Source organism: Enterobacter sp. WPR_3_1, assembly GCF_003635055.1.
Lineage (GTDB): Bacteria > Pseudomonadota > Gammaproteobacteria > Enterobacterales > Enterobacteriaceae > Enterobacter > Enterobacter ludwigii.
Genome location: NZ_RBXU01000010.1, coordinates 1 through 17,666, shown reverse-complemented (window position 1 = coordinate 17,666; position 17,666 = coordinate 1). Strand labels below are relative to the sequence as shown.

The following is a 17,666-nucleotide window of genomic DNA, read 5'->3' as shown; positions in this document are numbered from 1 at the left end:
AGTAACGCGGAATCTGAAGATGGCTGAACCACGTTTCGTACACCTGCGGGTGCATAGCGACTACTCCATGATCGATGGGCTGGCGAAGACCGGGCCGCTGGTAAAAAAGGCGGCCTCGCTTGGCATGCCTGCGCTGGCGATCACCGATTTTACCAACCTGTGTGGCCTGGTGAAGTTCTACGGAGCGGCACATGGCGCGGGGATGAAACCCATCGTTGGTGCGGATTTTCACGTCCAAAGCGATCTTATCGGCGATGAATTGACGCAAATCTCCGTGTTAGCGATGAATAACGTGGGGTATCAAAACCTTACTCTGCTTATCTCCAAAGCCTATCAACGCGGCTATGGCGCATTGGGGCCGTGGATCGACCGGGACTGGCTGGCTGAGCTGAACGACGGGCTGCTGCTGATCTCCGGCGGCCGTATGGGTGATGTCGGCAAATGTCTGCTGCGTGGCAACAGTGCGCTGGTGGATCAGTGCGTGTCGTTCTATGAAGAACATTTCCCGGATCGTTACTACCTTGAGCTGATCCGCACCGGTCGGCAGGACGAAGAGAGTTACCTGCACGCCGCGGTTGCGCTGGCTGAAGAACGCGGCCTGCCCGTGGTGGCAACCAATGACGTGCGTTTCCTTGAGCCTGGCGATTTTGACGCGCATGAGATTCGCGTCGCGATCCATGATGGCTTCACGCTTGACGATCCGAAACGTCCGCGCAACTACTCGACTCAGCAGTACATGCGCAATGAAGAGGAGATGTGCGAACTCTTCTCCGATATCCCGGAAGCGCTGGAGAACAGCGTAGAGATAGCCAAACGCTGTAACGTCACCGTGCGCCTTGGCGAATACTTCCTGCCGCAGTTCCCGACCGGGGACATGACCACGGAAGACTTCCTGGTCATGAAGTCAAAAGAAGGCCTCGAAGAGCGTCTGGAATTCCTCTTCCCGGATGAAGAAGAGCGTAAAAAGCGTCGTCCAGAATATGACGAGCGCCTGGATATTGAACTCCAGGTGATCAACCAGATGGGTTTTCCGGGCTACTTCCTGATCGTTATGGAGTTTATCCAGTGGTCGAAGGATAACGGCGTACCGGTTGGACCGGGGCGTGGCTCCGGTGCGGGCTCGCTGGTGGCCTATGCACTCAAAATTACCGACCTCGACCCGCTGGAATTTGACCTGCTGTTCGAACGTTTCCTTAACCCGGAACGTGTCTCGATGCCCGACTTTGACGTCGACTTCTGCATGGAGAAACGCGACCAGGTTATTGAACACGTGGCGGACATGTACGGCCGCGACGCGGTATCGCAGATTATTACCTTCGGTACGATGGCAGCGAAAGCGGTTATTCGCGACGTTGGCCGTGTACTGGGGCATCCATACGGTTTTGTCGATCGTATCTCTAAACTGGTTCCACCTGACCCAGGTATGACGCTGGCAAAAGCGTTTGAAGCTGAACCACAGCTGCCAGAAATCTACGAAGCCGATGAAGAAGTTAAAGCGCTGATCGACATGGCCCGTAAGCTGGAAGGCGTCACGCGTAACGCCGGTAAGCATGCGGGTGGGGTAGTTATCGCGCCGACCAAAATCACCGATTTTGCGCCGCTATACTGCGATGAAGCGGGCCAGCATCCGGTCACCCAGTTTGACAAGAACGACGTCGAATACGCCGGGCTGGTGAAGTTTGACTTCCTCGGTCTGCGTACGCTCACCATCATCAACTGGGCGCTGGAGATGATCAACGCCCGTCGCGAGAAGAACGGCGAGCCGCCGCTGGATATCGCGGCCATCCCGCTTGATGATAAGAAAAGTTTCGACATGCTGCAGCGCTCGGAGACCACCGCCGTCTTCCAGCTTGAATCCCGCGGCATGAAAGATTTGATTAAGCGCCTGCAGCCTGACTGCTTCGAAGATATGATCGCACTGGTGGCGCTGTTCCGACCGGGCCCGCTACAGTCAGGGATGGTAGATAACTTTATCGACCGTAAGCACGGGCGTGAAGAGATTTCCTATCCGGATGTGCAGTGGCAGCACGAGTGCCTGAAGCCCGTTCTGGAGCCAACCTACGGCATTATCCTGTACCAGGAACAGGTTATGCAGATTGCCCAGGTGCTCTCTGGCTACACCCTTGGCGGCGCGGACATGCTGCGTCGTGCAATGGGTAAGAAAAAGCCGGAAGAGATGGCCAAGCAGCGCGGCACTTTCGAAGAAGGCGCAAGAAAAAACGGTATTGATGGCGAGCTGGCGATCAAAATCTTTGACCTGGTAGAGAAATTCGCCGGGTACGGATTTAACAAATCCCACTCTGCTGCCTATGCTTTGGTCTCTTACCAGACGCTGTGGCTGAAAGCGCACTATCCTGCTGAATTTATGGCAGCGGTTATGACTGCCGATATGGACAACACCGAGAAGGTGGTTGGCCTGGTCGATGAGTGCTGGCGCATGGGGCTTAAGATCCTGCCGCCGGATATCAACTCCGGTCTCTATCATTTCCACGTCAACGAGCACGGGGAAATTGTTTACGGGATTGGCGCGATCAAAGGCGTGGGTGAAGGCCCGATTGAGGCGATTCTCGAAGCGCGTAACAACGGCGGTTATTTCCGCGAGTTGTTCGATCTTTGCGCCCGTACGGACACCAAAAAACTGAACCGCCGCGTGCTCGAAAAACTGATCATGTCCGGCGCGTTCGACAGGCTGGGGCCGCATCGTGCCGCGCTGATGAACTCTCTCGGCGATGCGCTGAAAGCGGCGGATCAGCACGCCAAAGCGGAAGCGATCGGTCAGGCGGATATGTTTGGCGTACTGGCGGAAGAGCCAGAGCAGATAGAGCAGTCTTATGCCAGCTGCCAGCCGTGGCCAGAACAGGTGGTGCTGGATGGAGAGCGTGAAACGTTAGGCTTATACCTGACGGGGCACCCCATCACCCAGTACATCAAAGAAATTGAGCGCTATGTCGGAGGCTACAGGCTGAAAGACATGCATCCGACAGAACGTGGTAAAATCACCACGGCTGCGGGGCTCGTGATTGCTGCAAGGGTTATGGTCACCAAGCGCGGCAATCGTATCGGCATCTGTACGTTGGATGACCGTTCCGGGCGTCTGGAGGTGATGTTGTTCACCGACGCGCTGGATAAATACCAGCATTTGCTGGAAAAAGACCGCATACTTATCGTCAGCGGACAGGTCAGCTTTGATGACTTCAGTGGGGGGCTTAAAATGACCGCCCGCGAAGTGATGGACATTGACGAAGCCCGGGAAAAATATGCTCGCGGGCTTGCTATCTCGCTGACGGACAGGCAAATTGATGACCAGCTTTTAAACCGACTCCGTCAGTCTCTGGAACCCCACCGCTCGGGGACAATTCCAGTACATCTCTACTATCAGAGGGCGGATGCACGTGCGCGGTTGCGCTTTGGTGCAACGTGGCGTGTCTCTCCGAGCGATCGTTTACTTAACGATCTCCGTGGCCTCATTGGTTCGGAGCAGGTGGAACTGGAGTTTGACTAATACAGGAATACTATGAGTCTGAATTTCCTTGATTTCGAACAGCCGATTGCTGAGCTGGAAGCGAAAATCGATTCTCTGACAGCGGTAAGCCGTCAGGATGAAAAACTGGATATTAACATCGATGAAGAAGTGCATCGTCTGCGTGAGAAAAGCGTAGAACTGACGCGCAAAATCTTTGCCGATCTCGGCGCATGGCAGATCGCCCAGCTGGCGCGTCATCCACAGCGTCCGTACACCCTGGATTATGTCCGCCTGGCGTTTGACGAATTTGACGAACTGGCAGGCGATCGCGCTTACGCTGACGACAAAGCTATCGTCGGCGGCATCGCACGTCTGGACGGGCGCCCGGTGATGATCATTGGTCATCAGAAAGGCCGTGAAACCAAAGAGAAAATTCGTCGTAACTTTGGTATGCCGGCACCAGAAGGCTACCGTAAAGCCCTGCGTCTGATGGAGATGGCTGAGCGTTTCAAGATGCCCATCATCACCTTCATCGACACCCCGGGTGCGTATCCTGGCGTGGGCGCGGAAGAGCGTGGCCAGTCAGAAGCCATCGCACGCAACCTTCGCGAGATGTCTCGCCTGAAGGTGCCGGTCATCTGTACCGTTATCGGTGAAGGGGGTTCCGGTGGTGCGCTGGCGATTGGCGTGGGCGATAAAGTGAATATGCTGCAGTACAGCACCTATTCCGTTATCTCCCCGGAAGGCTGCGCCTCTATTCTGTGGAAGAGCGCCGATAAAGCGCCTCTGGCTGCAGAAGCGATGGGCATCATTGCCCCACGTCTGAAAGAGCTGAAGCTGATCGACTCCGTGATCCCTGAACCTCTGGGGGGCGCGCATCGTAAGCCGGAAGTGATGGCGGCTTCCCTGAAAGCGCAGCTGCTGGCAGACCTGGCGGACCTGGATGTCCTGAGCACAGAAGATCTGCTCAACCGTCGTTACCAGCGTCTGATGACCTACGGTTACGCGTAAGCTTCACAATTATCCTAAAAGCCGCACATTGTTGCGGCTTTTTTTATGCCTGCCGTTTACCTTAACTATGCTTAGCTAATGTTTTTCAAGGAGGTAAACCGTGAACATCATCGCCATTATGGGGCCGCACGGCGTCTTTTATAAAGACGAGCCCATTAAGGAGCTGGAGCAAGCCCTTCAGTCCCGCGGGTACCAGCTGATTTGGCCGCACAATAGCGCCGACCTGCTGAAATTTATCGAGCACAACCCTCGCATCTGTGGCGTGATCTTCGACTGGGACGAGTACGACATGGAGTTGTGCAGCGATATCAATAAGCTGAACGAATATCTCCCGCTGTACGCTTTTATTAATACCCACTCGACAATGGACGTGAGCGCTCATGATATGCGAATGGCGCTGTGGTTCTTTGAATACTCACTCGGTGTCGCGGAAGATATTGCGACCCGTATTCAGCAGTACACCGGTGAATATCTCGATAACATCACGCCACCGTTTACCCGCGCGCTGTTCACTTACGTCAAAGAAGGCAAATACACCTTCTGCACACCTGGCCATATGGCAGGGACGGCCTATCAAAAAAGCCCGGTGGGTTGTTTGTTCTATGATTTCTTCGGGGGCAACACGCTTAAAGCGGACGTGTCGATTTCCGTCACAGAACTTGGATCGCTGCTCGATCACACCGGACCGCACCTGGAAGCTGAAGAATACATTGCCCGGACTTTTGGTGCCGAGCAGAGTTATATGGTGACCAACGGCACCTCGACATCAAACAAAATCGTCGGAATGTACGCCGCACCCGCCGGCAGCACCTTGCTGATTGACCGTAACTGCCACAAGTCGCTGGCTCATCTGCTGATGATGAGCGATGTCGTGCCGTTATGGCTCTCCCCGACGCGAAACGCGCTTGGGATCCTCGGCGGGATCCCGCGTCGTGAATTTAGCCACGCCGCGATTGAACATAAGGTCGCGGCGATCCCGGGGGCAAGCTGGCCGATCCATGCGGTCATCACTAACTCCACCTATGACGGTCTGCTCTATAACACCAACTGGATTAAGCAGACGCTGGATGTGCCGTCGATCCACTTTGACTCCGCGTGGGTGCCATACACCAACTTTCACCCGATTTACGCGGGAAAAAGCGGCATGAGCGGTGAGCGCGTGCCGGGCAAAGTGTTTTTCGAAACGCAGTCGACGCACAAAATGCTGGCCGCGTTTTCTCAGGCCTCGCTTATTCACATCAAAGGCGAGTACGACGAAGAGACGTTTAACGAAGCCTTTATGATGCACACCACCACCTCGCCAAGCTATCCGCTGGTGGCCTCTATTGAAACGGCGGCGGCAATGCTGCGCGGGAATCCGGGCAAGCGTCTGATCAATCGGTCTGTGGAGCGGGCGCTGCATTTCCGTAAAGAAGTTCAGCGGCTTAAAGATGAAGCGGACGGCTGGTTCTTCGATATCTGGCAACCCGAAGAGATTGATGAGGCCGAGTGCTGGCCTGTCTCACCCGGCGAGAGCTGGCACGGTTTTCGCGATGCCGATGCCGACCATATGTTCCTCGACCCGGTGAAGGTGACGATCCTGACGCCGGGGATGGACGAACAGGGCACGATGAGTGACGAAGGCATTCCTGCTGCTCTGGTGGCAAAATTCCTTGATGAACGTGGCGTAGTGGTGGAGAAAACCGGCCCGTATAACCTCTTGTTCCTGTTCAGTATTGGGATAGATAAAACCCGTGCGATGGGCTTATTGCGCGGACTGATGGAGTTTAAGCGCGCTTACGATCTCAACCTGCGGGTGAAAAATATGCTGCCGGATCTTTATGCTGAAGATCCTGACTTCTACCGCAATATGCGCATTCAGGATCTGGCTCAGGGGATCCATCGGCTGATCCGTCAGCACGATCTGCCGCGCCTGATGCTGCAGGCGTTTGACGTGCTGCCGGAGATGAAGTTGACCCCACACAAGGCCTGGCAACGTCAGGTGAAAGGGGAGGTTGAAACCGTTGAGCTGGAAAATCTGGTCGGGCGCGTGTCGGCTAACATGATCCTGCCTTATCCGCCGGGCGTACCGTTGTTGATGCCGGGGGAGATGATCACCGAAGAGAGTCGAGCGGTGCTCGATTTTCTGCTGATGCTCTGCTCAGTGGGGCGCCACTATCCGGGCTTTGAGACTGATATTCACGGGGCGAAGCGCGATGAGCAAGGGGTTTACTGGGTGCGAGTCCTAAAATAAGGGCGACAGCTTGCCAGGCCCGGGTTGTCGGTTGTAACGTTCAGGCATCATAAAAGGAGAAGCTATGCTGGGTTTAAAACAGGTTCACCATATTGCGATCATTGCCACCGATTACGCAAAAAGTAAGGCCTTCTACTGCGATATTCTGGGCTTTACGTTGTTAAGCGAGGCTTACCGTGAGGAGCGTGACTCCTGGAAAGGCGATCTCGCTTTAAACGGGCAATATGTGATTGAGCTGTTCTCTTTTCCTTTTCCGCCAGCACGTCCGTCCCGCCCGGAAGCCTGCGGCCTGCGCCACCTTGCCTTTAGCGTCGACGACATTGATCGTGCCGTAAAACATCTGGAGACCCACGGCGTGAAGTGCGAAGCGATTCGTATCGATCCGTTCACCGACAAGCGTTTTACCTTTTTCAACGATCCGGATGGCCTTCCGCTGGAGCTTTACCAGCAGTAATTTCCACCCTGTGTGATAATGCCCGCTCAGTTCGGGCATTTTTATGTGTGATTTTCTATGACCCTACCCGCGATTGCTCAAGCCGTTTCACCGTACCGCCAGCTGCTGGTGGGGTTTAGCGGTGGCCTGGATTCCACCGTTTTGCTCCACCGTCTCAAACTCTGGCGTGACAACGAGCCTGATATTCAGCTTCGGGCGATGCACATTCATCACGGGTTAAGCCCGCACGCGGATGCGTGGGTGGCACACTGCGAGGCGGTGTGTGCAGCATGGGCGATCCCGCTGACTGTTGAACGTGTACATCTCCAGGATGAGGGGCTGGGCATTGAGGCGCAGGCGCGTAAAGCACGCTATGCCGCTTTTGCCGCTGAATTACAGCCTGACGAAGCGCTGGTCACGGCGCAGCATCTCGATGACCAGTGCGAGACGTTATTACTGGCCCTCAAACGAGGAAGCGGCCCGGCGGGGCTATCCGCGATGCCAGAACGGGCTGATTTCTCCGGATCGCACCTCCTTCGTCCACTGCTTGGCGAGACGCGAGCCTCGCTGGAAACGTGGGCACGGGAACACGGGCTGAGCTGGATTGAAGATGAAAGCAACCAGGATGACCGCTATGACCGTAACTTCCTGCGTCTGCGTGTCGTACCGCTTCTGAGCGAGCGCTGGCCGCACTTTGCAGAAGCGGCAGCACGCAGCGCCATGCTGTGCGCTGAACAGGAGAGTCTGCTGGATGAGCTGCTGAGCGAAGTGCTGGCGGAACTGATTACCGAGCAGGGATCGCTTACCATCGCACCGCTGGAAGCGATGAGCCCGGCGCGTCGGGCCGCATTGTTACGACGCTGGCTGGCCTCTCACGGTGCCGCTATGCCGTCGCGGGCAATGCTGGCTCGTCTTTGGGATGAAGTCGCCCTGGCACGGGAAGATGCTACGCCGTGTGTGCACCTGAACGGTTTCGACGTCAGACGCTATAAAGGGGCGCTCTGGTGGGTTAAATCATCTCCCTCGCTCGCCGACAGGGTGCTCGACTGGCCGTCGCTTGCGGAACCGCTGTTGTTGCCCTGTGATGCCGGTCGTGTGTCTCTGGTGCCAACCGGCCATGTGCGTCTGCCTGAACCCGGGGAGCCGGTCACCGTGCGCTTTAAGGCGGGCGGTCTGCTGCATATTGTCGGGCGCAACGGAGGGCGGAAGCTGAAGAAAATCTGGCAGGAGAGCAATGTGCCGCCCTGGCGACGCGATACCACGCCGCTACTTTTCTACGGTGAAACGCTGATTGCTGCAGCAGGGGTATTCATTACGCAAGAGGGGTGGGCAGAAACGGGCGTGCAGTTTGAGTGGAAAGCGTAACGGGCAGCCGGGCTGCCCGTTAGTGTCATCAGGATTCGCTCACCACAACGGTGCCGATTTGCGGGTGGCTGAAGCTGGCAATTTTGTCCAGACGTAGCTCACGCGTCGCCCCGGCATCTTCCACTATCAGATATTCCACATTCTTTCGCGAAACCAGGTCGCTGGCTTTTGCCTTCAACACTTCGCCATCTTTTAGCTCCAGCGTCAGTATTAAATGATGCTGGCAGGCGAGTTCGAGGTTGTCATAGTCATCACAATTGATGGGTTGATAAGTTTCATTCATTGACATAATCGCTCACCAGTAAATTCGCCGCAGCATACGCTGCTTTTTCCCTGACCGATTCTGAAAGGCCCTCATCAGAGGCCACTTCATTAAGCACTTTCAATACACAGCCCAACGCGTCCGGGACATACCCCAGATCTCCGCTGGCGATTTCCGCATACCGTTTGCGAATTAACTCACAATAATTATTCACATCCCCTCCCGCCAGCGCACTGACTTACTGTGAGATATCATTAAGCCTACGAAGATAAACTCGGTTTAGCAAGGTGACTATACCATACTCATTTAAGCAATATCAGCGCCTTGATAGCCGGTGAATGTTCACCCGGGAACAGCCTTTTTATTCCTTTTTCGCTACAATGTGCGCCTGATTCGAAAGGAGTTCTCTCATGGCGCTGAAAGCGACAATTTATAAAGCTGTGGTCAATGTGGCAGATCTTGACCGCAACCAGTTCCTGGATGCGTCACTCACTCTGGCACGCCACCCCTCTGAAACCCAGGAGCGCATGATGCTGCGCCTGCTGGCGTGGATAAAGTATGCTGACGAGCGTCTGCAATTTAGCCGTGGCTTAAGCGCTGAGGACGAGCCAGAGGCCTGGCTGCACAACGATCATCTGGGTATCGATTTATGGATTGAACTCGGCCTGCCGGATGAGCGCCGCATTAAAAAGGCCTGCACGCAGTCCGCTAACGTGGCGTTATTCGCGTATAATCAACGTGCTGCGGAAATCTGGTGGCAGCAAAGCAAGAGCAAGTGCGGGCAGTTTGCCAACCTTACCGTCTGGTATCTGGACGATGAGCAACTGGCGAAGCTGAGCGAGTTTGCCAGCCGGACGATGGTCCTGCAGGCCACAATTCAGGACGGTGCTATCTGGCTTTCTGATTCTCAGAATAATCTGGAAATTCATTTGACGGCGTGGCAGCCAGCGCCATGATTGTCTTGTCCCGAAACGTTAGCATCCCTGACAATGAGCTGGAGATCACCGCCATCCGTGCTCAGGGGGCGGGTGGACAGCACATTAACAAGGCTTCAACGGCTATCCATTTGCGCTTTGACATTCGGGCCTCCAGCCTGCCAGAGTATTACAAAGAAAGCCTGCTCGCTGCCAGCCATCACCTGATCACCAGTGATGGCGTGATTGTGATTAAAGCGCAGGAGTACCGCAGCCAGGAGTTGAACCGCGAAGCGGCGATTGCCAGACTGGTGTCGATGATTAAAGAACTAACGGCAGTGCAAAAAAGCCGTCGGGCAACGCGACCGACCCGCGCATCGAAAGAGCGTCGGCTATCGTCGAAGGCCCAAAAATCCACAGTGAAAGCACTACGCGGTAAAGTTCGTCGCCCTACGGAGTGACGAAAAGGAACACAATTTCATAAGGAATTCATTGTGAAAAAAGCATTATTGTCAGCGCTGGCAGTGAGTACGCTGTTTGCGCTTTTCGGGTGTAACAACCGTTCTGAAACGCAGGTCGTGCAGCCTGCGCAGAATGAAGAGTTAAAACCAATGCAGCAGAGCTGGCGCGGCGTTTTACCGTGTGCCGACTGCGAGGGCATTGAAACGTCACTGTTCCTGCAGAAAGACGGTACCTGGGTTATGAACCAGCGTTATCAGGGGGCGAAAGAACCATCTTCCTTTGCGTCCTACGGGACATGGGCGCGTACGGCTGAGAAGCTGGTACTGACGGATACCACTGGTGAGAAAACCTATTTCCGCGCCAAAGGTGAAGGGATGGAGATGCTCGACCGCGAAGGCAATCCGATTGAGTCCCAGTTCAACTATACGCTGGCCCCGGTGAAAGCGGCCCTGCCTGCAACGCCAATGCCAATGCGTGGGATGTATTTCTATATGGCGGATGCGGCGATCTTTACCGACTGCGCCACCGGCAAGAAAATCAGCGTGGCGAACAATGCGCAGCTGGAGCGTGATTACGCTGTTGCGCGCGGCAATGACAGCAAGCCTGTCCTGCTGACGGTAGATGGTCACTTTACGCTGGAGCCGAACCCGGACAGCGGAGAGCTGGTGAAAACGCTGGTGGCAGATAAAGACGCGAAGTTTGTTGCGGGCAAAGACTGTAACAGTAAATAAGCCGATATCGATCCATTAAAAAACCCCGCCTGAGCGGGGTTTTTTGTTGAACGTTAACCTTTGATGGCTTTCACCAGGTAATCAAGAATGTCGCCAGTCTTGATCATCTGCTTTTCACCACTGCGACGGTATTTGTATTCAATGTCGTCGCTGTCGAGGTTACGGTCGCCGATGACTACGGTGTGCGGGATACCGATCAGTTCCATATCGGCAAACATCACGCCTGGACGCTCTTTACGGTCATCCATCAGCACTTCGATACCCTGAGCGCGCAGCTCGGAGTAAAGTTTTTCGGCCAGCTCCTGCACGCGGTAAGACTTGTGCATGTTCATTGGCAGAATAGCCACCTGGAACGGGGCGATATTGTCTGGCCAGACGATGCCACGTTCGTCGTAGTTTTGCTCAATGGCGGCTGCAACCACACGCGTCACACCGATACCGTAGCAACCCATGGTCAGGATCTGGTTGCGGCCATCTTCCCCCTGAACGGCGGCATTCAGCGCGCGGGAATATTTATCCCCCAGTTGGAAGATGTGGCCCACTTCGATACCGCGTTTGATCATCAGGGTGCCCTGGCCGTCCGGGCTTGGATCGCCTGCCACCACGTTACGGATATCAGCCACTTCCGGCGTCGCGACATCGCGATCCCAGTTGATACCGAAGTAATGTTTACCGTCGATGTTAGCGCCAGCGGCGAAGTCGCTCATTGCGGCTACCGTACGGTCAATAACCACCGGAACCGGCATATTCACCGGGCCCAGAGAACCAGGACCTGCGTTCACGACGGCACGGATTTCCGCTTCCGTTGCGAACGTCAGCGGGCTGGCAACCTGAGGCAGCTTCTCAGCTTTCACTTCATTTAGTTCGTGATCGCCACGCACCAGCAGGGCAACCAGCGGGTACGCGCTACCTTCGGTGGATTTCACCAGCAGGGTTTTTACCGTTTTTTCGACGGGCAGGTTGAACTGCTCAACCAGCTCGGCAATGGTTTTTGCGTGAGGTGTATCAACCAGCGTCATCTCTTCCGTTGCAGCAGCACGTGGCGCTTTAGGGGCCAGCGCTTCTGCAAACTCGATGTTCGCAGCGTAATCAGAAGAGTCAGAGAAGATCACATCGTCTTCACCGCTCTGAGCCAGAACCTGGAACTCATGAGACGCGCTTCCGCCAATAGAACCGGTATCAGCCTGCACAGCACGGAAATCCAGACCCATACGGGAGAAGATTTTGCTGTAAGCCTCGTACATTTTGTCGTAGGTCTCTTGCAGCGATTCCTGAGACGTATGGAAAGAGTAAGCATCTTTCATCAGGAATTCGCGTGAGCGCATGACGCCGAAACGTGGGCGAACTTCATCACGGAACTTGGTCTGGATCTGGAAGAAGTTCAGCGGCAGCTGTTTGTAAGAGCTCAGCTCATTACGAATCAGGTCGGTAATGACTTCTTCATGCGTTGGGCCGAGGACGAATGGGCGCTCGCCACGATCAACGAAACGCAGCAGCTCAGGGCCATATTGCTCCCAACGGCCGCTCTCCTGCCACAGGTCAGCGGGCTGAACCACAGGCATGGACACCTCGATAGCACCGGCGTTGTTCATCTCTTCACGCACGATGTTTTCGACTTTTTTCAGGACGCGCACGCCGGTCGGCAGCCAGGTATATAACCCGGAGGCCAGCTTGCGGATCATCCCGGCGCGCAGCATCAGCTGATGGCTGATCACTTCGGCGTCGGCAGGCGTCTCCTTCAGAGTGGAGAGCAGATATTGGCTAGTACGCATGTTGTTACGGTTCCATTTCGACGATTGGAACAGGCTGAAACACCAGCCTGAGACAAAAAAAGTGGTTTAGTTTACCAGTGTGGCAAAGATGCCAAAAGAGAGGAGGACAAAATTACCTGGGTTCAAGGGCAAACACTTCAAAACCTGTCCCGGTCACGCGCCAGCGAACGTTAAAATCCAGCAGCCAGACGGCGTAGGTTTTCCCGGCGTCCTCTTCTTTACGATAGGCCGGGCGGGGGTCCTGTGCCAGCACTTCGGTGATAAAGTCACGAAGGCGGGGATAGCGTGTTTCCAGCTGCTGAAGCTGCGTGGTTATCTCAGCCGTGAAGTGAACAGGCATATCTGCCTGCGGTGCTTCCTGAGCATAGCTTGCGCGGGCGTCGGGTAACGCTTCGGCAAAGGGGAGATACGGCTTGATATCGATAACCGGCGTGCCATCAACCAGGTCAAGGCTGCCTAACTCCAGTATGACCTGATCCTTCTGACAGCGTATACCCTTCAGTTCGACCAGCGACATCCCGACAGGGTTTGGACGGAAGGTTGAGCGCGTCGCAAACACGCCCATCCTGGCGTTGCCTCCCAGACGAGGAGGGCGTACGGTCGGACGCCAGCCACCTTCCATCGTCTGGTGAAACACAAACACAACCCATAAGTGGCTGAATGCTTCGAGCCCGCGTACGGCATCGGCCTGATTGTAGGGCGCGATCAAGTGAAGCTCGCCACCGCTGGTGACCAGACCTGGCTGGCGTGGCACGGCGAACTTCTCTTTATAGGGAGAGCGAATAACGCCTATCTGTTCGAACTGAAATGAACTCATTTCGCCGTAATGTTCAGCGCCGAGCCGATGCAAACCGCCTGACGGTAGCAACCCGGTGTTCCACTGGTCACTTCGCAGCTATGCAGCAGAACCGCGTTTGCTTTCATTTTTGCCGCGTTGATCTGCATGCGTTTACGCGCTGTTGGGATATTCGGTGGAGAGTCCTGATTGGTAGCCTGACAGGATTCGCCGCTTACTTCACCCAGTTCACGGAAAGGTTTACCCACGAGTTCGTCAGCTTTGGTAATAATGCGAACCGGCGCAGGGCGAGGCGCTTTCGGTTTTACGGGTTCTGCTTTTGGCGGGGTTGCCGTGCTTTGGACAGGTTCAACAGGAGATCTGCTTAGCATAGAACAGCCGCTCAGCATGAGTGCTAAAAGACAGATCGGTAAAGCACGCATAATAATTCCTCAATGGATAATCAAAACGTCAGATATTGAATCAGTTGACTGCACAAATGACAAGACGGGCATAAGCCCGTCTTGATGATATTACACTGAGGTGAGATTACCAGCCCTTAACAGCGCCGCCGTTAAACACTTTGTTGGCTTCCTGGTAAACTTCGTCAGACTGATAAGCCTGTACGAACTTCTTCACGTTTTCCGCATCTTTGTTGTCTTCGCGAGTCACAATCAGGTTTACATACGGGGAGTCTTTGTCTTCAACGAAGATACCGTCTTTCGCTGGCGTCAGGCCAATCTGGCTGGCGTACGTGGTGTTGATAACGGCCAGGGCAATCTGCGCGTCGTCGAGAGAACGTGGCAGCTGTGGGGCTTCCAGCTCAACAATTTTCAGATTTTTCGGATTCTCGGTGACATCCAGAACGGTTGGCAGCAGGCCAACACCGTCTTTCAGTTTAATCAGGCCCACTTTCTGCAGCAGCAGCAGGGAACGGCCAAGGTTGGTTGGGTCGTTAGGGACGGCAACCTGAGAGCCTGGCTGCAGTTCGTCCAGAGATTTAATTTTCTTGGAGTAACCGGCAATAGGGTAAACAAAGGTGTTACCCACACCCACCAGTTTATAGCCGCGATCCTTGATCTGCTGATCCAGGTAAGGTTTGTGCTGGAAGGCGTTGGCGTCGATATCGCCTTTGCTCAGCGCTTCGTTCGGCAGAACGTAATCGTTAAAGGTCACCAGCTCAACGTCCAGACCATACTTCTCTTTCGCGACTTTCTGCGCGACTTCAGCAACCTGCTGTTCTGCACCCACGATAACGCCCACTTTGATGTGGTTTGGATCTTTTTCGTCCTGACCGCAACCCACCAGTGCCAGAGAGCCGATCAGCGCGCCTACCGCTGCAAAGGTCTTTAATTTAAACGCCATGTTATATCCTTAACTCGTCGAGTTTGTGTTGTGTGTAACGTTATTTGTGAGTAACAGTCCGGACGATGCGATCGCCAGAGAACTGGATTAAGTAAACCAGCACAACCAGCAATACCAGAACGGTATTCATTACGGTAGCGTTATAACCAATATAGCCGTACTGGTAGCCAATCTGGCCTAAACCGCCGGCGCCAACGGCACCGCCCATCGCGGAATAACCCACCAGAGTAATCAACGTAATGGTTGCCGCATTCACCAGCCCTGGCAGCGCTTCAGGCAGCAGGACTTTACGCACGATCTGCATTGGCGTTGCCCCCATCGCGCGGGAAGCCTCGATCAAACCGGTCGGGATTTCCAGCAGGGCGTTTTCCACCATACGGGCGATAAACGGCGCAGCTCCTACGGTCAGCGGAACGATGGCTGCCTGCAAACCGATAGACGTTCCCACGATCACTCGGGTAAATGGAATCATCCACACCAGCAGAATGATGAACGGGATAGAACGGAAGATATTCACCAGTGCAGAGAGGGTGCGATACAGCTTCGCGTTCTCAATGATTTGTCCCGGGCGCGTCACATACAACAGCACGCCGACTGGCAGACCAATCACAAAACCAAAGAAGCCTGATACAAAGGTCATTGCCAGCGTTTCCCAAACGCCGCGAACCAGCAGCCACATCATCGGCTCAGACATAACCCAGTACCTCTACTTTTACGTGATGTTCTTGCAGCCAGGCAATTGCCGCCTGGGTTTCTGCTTGTGTGCCGTGCATTTCCGTCAGCATGATGCCGAACTTCACGCCACCGGCGTAATCCATTTGCGCGCTGATGATGTTGTTATTCACATTAAAGCGGCGCGCGGTTTCGGACAGCAGCGGTGCATCGACGGACTGGCCAGTGAACTCCATACGCAGCATCGGGACGCTGTCCGCGGTCGATTCTGTTTTTAAACGCTCCAGATAATCTTCCGGAATATCCAGGTGCAGCGTGGACTGAATAAACTGTTGTGCCAGTGGGGTTTTCGGATGGGAAAACACTTCGCTGACCGTGTCTTGCTCAATCAACTCACCGTTGCTGATTACCGCGACGCAATCACAGATGCGTTTCACCACGTCCATTTCATGTGTAATAAGGAGAATGGTCAGGCCGAGGCGACGGTTGATGTCCTTCAGCAGCTCCAGAATGGAACGCGTAGTGGCGGGATCTAATGCGCTGGTGGCTTCATCGCACAGCAGCACTTTCGGGTTACTTGCCAGCGCGCGGGCAATGGCCACACGCTGTTTTTGTCCACCGGACAGGTTTGCCGGGTAGCTATCGTGTTTATCACCCAGACCAACGAGATCCAGCAGTTCGGTTACGCGACGCTTAACTTCTTCTTTTGGCGTGTTGTCCAGTTCCAGCGGCAAGGCAACGTTGCCAAACACCGTACGGGAGGCCAGCAGGTTAAAGTGCTGGAAGATCATGCCAATCTGGCGGCGTGCTTTCGTCAGTTCTTTCTCTGAAAGTGCGGTCAGTTCCTGCCCGCCTACTTCTACACGACCCTGGGTTGGGCGCTCAAGCAGGTTAACACAACGGATCAGCGTACTTTTACCTGCACCCGATGCGCCAATGACGCCATAAATTTGACCAGCAGGAACATGCAGGCTGACATTGTTCAGCGCCTGAATGGTTCGGTTCCCCTGCTGGAACACTTTGGTGATATTGGAAAGTTTAATCATTAGATTATTTTTATCGTATGTAAGTTAGCCGTGGCATTTTCTTCTGCCAGATACGGGTGATGACCGTAAACAAAACGGATGTTAAGGCATCCAGACGTCTAAATCAATCCAACTCTGTACGATGAGCACTTTATTGCGCTGCGATTCATGAGATACTAGCTGTACATGCCTTTTTCAGGAGCAAACCGGTGGCAAAATCAGTACCCGCAATTTTTCTCGATCGTGATGGCACTATTAATGTGGATCACGGTTATGTCCACGAGATTGATGAGTTCGAGTTTATCGAGGGCGTTATCGATGCCATGCGCCAGCTGAAAGAGATGGGCTATGCGCTGGTGGTCGTGACCAATCAGTCCGGTATCGCTCGTGGAAAATTCACCGAGGCGCAATTCGAGACGCTGACGGAATGGATGGACTGGTCGCTGGCTGACCGCGGTGTTGAACTTGATGGCATTTACTATTGCCCGCACCACCCGCAGGGAACTGTAGAAGAGTTTCGCCAGACGTGTGATTGCCGCAAGCCGCATCCGGGAATGTTTATCTCTGCGCAGGAATTCCTGCATATCGATATGGCTGCTTCTTATATGGTGGGCGATAAACTGGAAGATATGCAGGCAGCAACCGCCGCAGGTGTGGGGACTAAAATACTTGTGCGCACCGGCAAACCTGTGACCCCTGAAGCAGAGAGTGCCGCGGATTGGGTGATTAATAGCCTGGCAGAGCTGCCAAAAGAGATTAAAAAGCACCAAAAATAGCCTTTTTGGTGAAAAGGTGAGCGGTCGAAATAAAAATGCATATTTCCGCTTGTCATTCCTCGGCGGCACCCTATAATGCGCCTCCATCGACACGGCAGATGTGAATCACTTCACAGATAACCCGGTCGGTTGAAGAGAAAAAATCCTGAACTTCAGGGTTGACTCTGAAAGAGGAAAGCGTAATATACGCCACCTCGCGACGGTGAGCTGTAAGCCGCGTCGCAACTGCTCTTTAACAATTTATCAGACAATCTGTGTGGGCACTCAAAGTGACATGGATTCTTAACGTCCTCGGACGAAAAATGAATACCAAAGTCTCTGAGTGAACATACGTAATTCATTACGAAGTTTAATTCACGAGCATCAAACTTAAATTGAAGAGTTTGATCATGGCTCAGATTGAACGC

17 protein-coding genes are annotated in these 17,666 nt (G+C 54.3%); 9 read left to right on the top strand and 8 right to left on the bottom strand.

The features are described from left to right. Window positions 1-19: 19 nt before the first annotated feature. The 5 genes from dnaE to tilS all read left to right on the top strand — a co-directional run bounded on the left by dnaE (window position 20) and on the right by tilS (window position 8,505). Window positions 20-3,502: a DNA polymerase III subunit alpha gene (gene dnaE, locus BJ887_RS11730; RefSeq protein WP_014168715.1), complete on the top strand. Its 3,483-nt coding sequence runs from the start codon at window positions 20-22 to the stop codon at window positions 3,500-3,502. A gap of 12 nt (window positions 3,503-3,514) precedes the next feature. After that, window positions 3,515-4,474 (top strand): acetyl-CoA carboxylase carboxyl transferase subunit alpha, encoded by a 960-nt coding sequence (accA, locus tag BJ887_RS11725; protein ID WP_014168716.1) that lies wholly within the window; start codon window positions 3,515-3,517, stop codon window positions 4,472-4,474. A 100-nt stretch (window positions 4,475-4,574) separates the two neighbouring features. After that, window positions 4,575-6,707: a lysine decarboxylase LdcC gene (locus tag BJ887_RS11720; protein ID WP_047743460.1), complete on the top strand. Its 2,133-nt coding sequence runs from the start codon at window positions 4,575-4,577 to the stop codon at window positions 6,705-6,707. Between the two features lie 64 nt (window positions 6,708-6,771). Then, the gene (locus tag BJ887_RS11715) at window positions 6,772-7,161 is read left to right on the top strand and encodes a VOC family protein (RefSeq protein WP_014168718.1); all 390 of its coding nucleotides are present in this window, start codon (window positions 6,772-6,774) and stop codon (window positions 7,159-7,161) included. A gap of 57 nt (window positions 7,162-7,218) precedes the next feature. After that, window positions 7,219-8,505 carry a tRNA lysidine(34) synthetase TilS gene (tilS, locus tag BJ887_RS11710; protein ID WP_121339899.1) on the top strand — a complete coding sequence of 429 codons (1,287 nt, stop codon included), beginning with the start codon at window positions 7,219-7,221 and terminating at the stop codon, window positions 8,503-8,505. A gap of 28 nt (window positions 8,506-8,533) precedes the next feature. Here the strand turns inward: tilS and rof are convergent, their stop codons facing one another. Both rof and BJ887_RS11700 read right to left on the bottom strand, forming a co-directional pair. Continuing rightward, on the bottom strand, window positions 8,534-8,794 hold the full coding sequence (gene rof / locus BJ887_RS11705; RefSeq protein WP_014168720.1) for a Rho-binding antiterminator: 261 nt from the start codon (window positions 8,792-8,794) through the stop codon (window positions 8,534-8,536). Next, window positions 8,781-8,981 carry a YaeP family protein gene (locus BJ887_RS11700; RefSeq protein ID WP_014168721.1) on the bottom strand — a complete coding sequence of 67 codons (201 nt, stop codon included), beginning with the start codon at window positions 8,979-8,981 and terminating at the stop codon, window positions 8,781-8,783. The genes rof and BJ887_RS11700 overlap by 14 nt, the downstream gene beginning before the upstream one ends. A 196-nt stretch (window positions 8,982-9,177) precedes the next feature. Between BJ887_RS11700 and BJ887_RS11695 the strand changes: the two genes are divergently transcribed. From BJ887_RS11695 to nlpE, 3 genes are read left to right on the top strand one after another with little or no spacing between them, the layout of a single operon-like run. Continuing rightward, window positions 9,178-9,723, top strand: coding sequence for a YaeQ family protein (locus BJ887_RS11695; protein ID WP_014168722.1), 546 nt, complete (start codon window positions 9,178-9,180; stop codon window positions 9,721-9,723). After that, window positions 9,720-10,142 carry an alternative ribosome rescue aminoacyl-tRNA hydrolase ArfB gene (gene arfB / locus BJ887_RS11690; RefSeq protein ID WP_121339898.1) on the top strand — a complete coding sequence of 141 codons (423 nt, stop codon included), beginning with the start codon at window positions 9,720-9,722 and terminating at the stop codon, window positions 10,140-10,142. Before BJ887_RS11695 ends, arfB begins: the two co-directional genes overlap by 4 nt. A gap of 33 nt (window positions 10,143-10,175) precedes the next feature. Continuing rightward, a complete protein-coding gene (gene nlpE, locus BJ887_RS11685) occupies window positions 10,176-10,874 on the top strand; it encodes an envelope stress response activation lipoprotein NlpE (protein WP_014168724.1) in 699 nt (232 codons plus the stop codon). A 53-nt stretch (window positions 10,875-10,927) separates the two neighbouring features. On the opposite strand, the gene proS is transcribed toward nlpE, so the two are convergent. The 6 genes from proS to metN all read right to left on the bottom strand — a co-directional run bounded on the left by proS (window position 10,928) and on the right by metN (window position 16,504). Beyond that, a complete protein-coding gene (gene proS, locus BJ887_RS11680) occupies window positions 10,928-12,646 on the bottom strand; it encodes a proline--tRNA ligase (RefSeq protein WP_014168725.1) in 1,719 nt (572 codons plus the stop codon). Between the two features lie 112 nt (window positions 12,647-12,758). Further along, window positions 12,759-13,463, bottom strand: a complete 705-nt coding sequence (tsaA, locus tag BJ887_RS11675) for a tRNA (N6-threonylcarbamoyladenosine(37)-N6)-methyltransferase TrmO (RefSeq protein WP_073397214.1) — start codon at window positions 13,461-13,463, stop codon at window positions 12,759-12,761. Continuing rightward, window positions 13,460-13,864 (bottom strand): Rcs stress response system protein RcsF, encoded by a 405-nt coding sequence (gene rcsF / locus BJ887_RS11670; RefSeq protein ID WP_014168727.1) that lies wholly within the window; start codon window positions 13,862-13,864, stop codon window positions 13,460-13,462. The genes tsaA and rcsF overlap by 4 nt, the downstream gene beginning before the upstream one ends. Before the next feature lie 106 nt (window positions 13,865-13,970). Further along, on the bottom strand, window positions 13,971-14,786 hold the full coding sequence (metQ, locus tag BJ887_RS11665; protein WP_014168729.1) for a methionine ABC transporter substrate-binding lipoprotein MetQ: 816 nt from the start codon (window positions 14,784-14,786) through the stop codon (window positions 13,971-13,973). A gap of 40 nt (window positions 14,787-14,826) precedes the next feature. Next, window positions 14,827-15,480, bottom strand: coding sequence for a methionine ABC transporter permease MetI (locus BJ887_RS11660; RefSeq protein WP_014168730.1), 654 nt, complete (start codon window positions 15,478-15,480; stop codon window positions 14,827-14,829). Beyond that, window positions 15,473-16,504: a methionine ABC transporter ATP-binding protein MetN gene (metN, locus tag BJ887_RS11655; RefSeq protein ID WP_014168731.1), complete on the bottom strand. Its 1,032-nt coding sequence runs from the start codon at window positions 16,502-16,504 to the stop codon at window positions 15,473-15,475. Before metN ends, BJ887_RS11660 begins: the two co-directional genes overlap by 8 nt. 188 nt (window positions 16,505-16,692) lie before the next feature. Between metN and gmhB the strand changes: the two genes are divergently transcribed. After that, window positions 16,693-17,259, top strand: coding sequence for a D-glycero-beta-D-manno-heptose 1,7-bisphosphate 7-phosphatase (gmhB, locus tag BJ887_RS11650; RefSeq protein WP_014168732.1), 567 nt, complete (start codon window positions 16,693-16,695; stop codon window positions 17,257-17,259). Window positions 17,260-17,666: the final 407 nt, after the last annotated feature.